Source organism: Crocosphaera chwakensis CCY0110 (assembly GCF_000169335.1).
GTDB classification, from domain to species: Bacteria; Cyanobacteriota; Cyanobacteriia; order Cyanobacteriales; family Microcystaceae; genus Crocosphaera; species Crocosphaera chwakensis.
In genome coordinates this window covers 1-2,444 of the sequence record NZ_AAXW01000129.1, presented here as the reverse complement: position 1 = coordinate 2,444, position 2,444 = coordinate 1, and the positions used below count along the sequence as shown (strand labels likewise).

Here is a 2,444-nt window from a genome sequence, read left to right as displayed (position 1 = left end):
AATATGTGCTGCGAGTTTTGCTGAAACTGTTGTAAGTTCTCCTTTCTTATCTGATTCGCTTGGTGTTTGTCCTGTTCGAGTTTCTGTTGTAGGTCTTGGTTCAGGTCGCCAAGATTCATGATAAATGCCTCCTTTTAATCGAATACGTTGGCCTAGGTCATCGTGGGTCACAGTGAGATAATTCTCGCCCTTCCTTGTAATGGTAAAGCCAGAATTTTCAAGGGTGGTAATGATGTCGTTACGGTTTTCAATCTGTCTGACTTCCGTTATCTGTCTGAGTAGGTATTCATGGATCATTTTCTTGGCATCATCCCGTTTAAGGGGTTTTTGACCATTGAGTTCTAAGCGAGTATTTTGAGCATCAATTAAAGCTTGATGACCAGGGTGATAACTTCTAGCCCGTTGGGGGTCATCGGGGCGGGCCCATCTCTGAGAAAGATTCCAATAATCACGCCAAGGTTCAAAGTATTTATTAGAGCCTGGGGGGGCGATGTTTAAACTTTTGCCACTGATTAAATCAACAGTAGGGGTAACAAAATGAAGTTCTACGCGATCGTCCCCCGTATGGGTGTGCTTTACCCATAAAATGTCATATTGGTCAGGGGAGAGTCCAGCAAAGGCAGTTTCTTCAAAGGAGTTAATGACCGCTTCAAGCTGTTCATTGGTAGGGGCATCAGATGGGGCAAAGGAGATCACCCCACTTTTATATTTTTGTTTGAAATTTAGAGAGTCAATCAGGTTAATGGTTTGTTGGGGGTTGCCTTTAAGGAGTTCGGGTAAAGGTTCTCTGATAATGCCCTGTGCATCAGTTTCTTTGAGGATATATTCAACGGGACCTTTGCCCTTACCTGTCCCACGATTAAAGAACTTAACTAACATCTTTATGATTGTAGATTGCAGAAGGTAGATTGCAGATTGATGTACGGAATTAGAGATTAGCCATTAACTGGAGATTGGAAAATATAGAAGCTTCAATCTCCACCGTCGAAGACGCGCGTAGCGTCCGGCAATCTCCAATCTTCAATCCTTTTTCAGTTGGGTTAGGGCTTGTTCAATGTGTCTAAGAGCTTGTATGATCTCAATGGCTTCGGCGGTTGACTTATAAGTGTTGGCCCACTTAGCTATCTGATTGAGATTATTACCAATGCGAGCTATCTGTCGAGTTTGTTCCTTCACTAGAGACTTATCGGCCACCGTCCAGGTCTTCGTTCTAAAGATAGCCTGTCGGATCAGGTTAGAGATGGTCATGCCGGAGAGATCAGCTTTTTCTTTCCAAGCCAACTTTTCTGTTTGGCTGACTCGAATGGTGAGGTTAGTATCGCGTTTATCAGTAGTCATAGTCGATCAAAAAAAAAACAAATTCCTTCCCCATCTGTCCAACGGGGGTTCTAGGGGGTGTCCCCCTGGACAGCGACACCGAGCTAGGATTTTCTTAAATTCTAGGATAACGAATGTGCAAGGTGTACGCTGGCTTCCCTTACGGGAAGAACACCCACTAACCCCCTAGATGAGAGCAAAATCGGGTGAATCCAACGGCTAGGGGGGTAAAAAAAGCCTGTTACTAAAGGTGACTAAACGTGACGCTAACGTTACTAAACGTGATTAAACGGTGCGATACGTGATCGATTTTGGGTCAGCTTGGGGGCAAAAATAGGGTAGGGATCACTTTTTTGATAACGAATAGTGACATTGGGTAGGATTCAGTGACGTTTAATAACAAGTAGTGACGTTTAGTGACATTAAATAAGTATTAAGAAAATCGGGGTTTTTTAGAAAGTTGAGAGATAAAGAAAAAAAACCACGGCCTCTGTAACTAAAAAGATGGCAGTGGATGTGTTGAGTGTAAGTCATGAGGAGTGTATGAGCGAAACATTGAATGGGGTTTCCTCAATGAGTCTTGAGTTAAATGACTCTCAGGATGTACCCCTTACCCCAGAGTCTGAGTCTCTGATGGAAACTGCCGTTAATCATGGGGAGAACGAAGATAAGACTAAAACCCCTCGGAAGAGATCAAAGGGGGTTAAATCCCAGACACCGCTTAAAAAGGTCATCGTTTGCTTTGATGTGGGTAGTTCTTTAAACAAGATTTTGTATCAGGTGGAAGGGCAGAATGTACAGTACATGGTGATGGAGCCATTACACTTAGCTTTACCCCCAGAGTCCGTTGCTTCGTTACCAAATGATTCGGGCATGGGAAGACCTGAAGATAATGCTTGGATTCGGTTTAAGAAGGGAGAACAGTGTCATGCTGTGGGGCGTGTGGCTTCAGACTTTAAAGCGTTTGTCAATTTCAAGACCTTGAAGTGGGAAATAGCGACACCAAAGATTTTAGGAGCCATTGGAGCGATCGCCGAACGAGAAGGGTTAGGGTCGGAGTTTCGCTTAGATTTAGGGGTACTGTTGCCTTGGGGTGAGATAAGCTCAACCGAACAGTTAGCGTCTGA

2 protein-coding genes and 1 pseudogene are annotated in these 2,444 nt (G+C 43.9%); 1 reads left to right on the top strand and 2 read right to left on the bottom strand.

The window, feature by feature from the left end; all coding sequences use genetic code 11:
* Nucleotides 1-879: relaxase/mobilization nuclease domain-containing protein (locus CY0110_RS27485; RefSeq protein WP_008278943.1), on the bottom strand; the 879-nt coding region annotated here is incomplete at its 3' end.
* Between the two features lie 141 nt (nucleotides 880-1,020).
* Complete coding sequence (locus CY0110_RS27480) at nucleotides 1,021-1,338, bottom strand: plasmid mobilization protein (RefSeq protein ID WP_008278942.1); 318 nt, start codon at nucleotides 1,336-1,338, stop codon at nucleotides 1,021-1,023.
* A gap of 522 nt (nucleotides 1,339-1,860) precedes the next feature.
* On the opposite strand from CY0110_RS27480, the pseudogene CY0110_RS27475 reads away from it, so the two are divergent.
* Nucleotides 1,861-2,444 (top strand): annotated as a pseudogene (locus CY0110_RS27475) (hypothetical protein); the annotation flags it as partial.